Here is a 569-nt window from a genome sequence, read left to right on the forward strand (position 1 = left end):
TGTGCAGGACTCCGGTGCGCATCTGGAGGCCGCTGCCGTACTCTTCGACCCGAGGCTGCGTCTGGGTGAAGGGCGAGGGTGCCGAGTGTTTCTCAGCCCTTTCCGGCATCCCGAGCGGGCGCTTCGATCCCCCTCGGAGGTGCTGTCTGAGCAGTTATCCACAGGGCAAGAGAGTGGTGCCGCCATTCTTGTTCTAAAGTTCTTATAGTTCAGGCGGAAATACATAAGAGTTATCAAGACATTGCGCATTTATAAGTGACATATTGGGCCGCTGCGGTGACGTATTGGGCCGATGGAGTGACATATTGGGCCGATATTGCGCATTGACAGGTGACAATTTTACACTTCCAAAGTCACCTATGGGAAAGACGCTGCAAGTGGCCGCTGATCGGGCCTATGACCAATCCAAGACCGTGCTGCCCGCCGAGGTGGCGCGCGGGGTCTACATGCGGAACGCGCCAAGTCTGCGCGCCCTCAAGCTCATGCATCTGATGATCTCCACGGCGGGCGGGCGCATGGCCCAGGACGTGCGCCACGAGATGCGCCTCTCCGACATTCGGCGCATCGAG

The 569-nt window shown here is 58.7% G+C and carries 1 pseudogene; it reads left to right on the forward strand.

From position 1 onward, the window contains the following. Positions 1-359: 359 nt before the first annotated feature. Positions 360-569, forward strand: a pseudogene (locus CK240_RS17840) (replication initiation protein); the annotation flags it as partial.

It is taken from the genome of Paracoccus salipaludis (genome assembly GCF_002287065.1).
In the GTDB taxonomy this organism is placed as follows: Bacteria; Pseudomonadota; Alphaproteobacteria; order Rhodobacterales; family Rhodobacteraceae; genus Paracoccus; species Paracoccus salipaludis.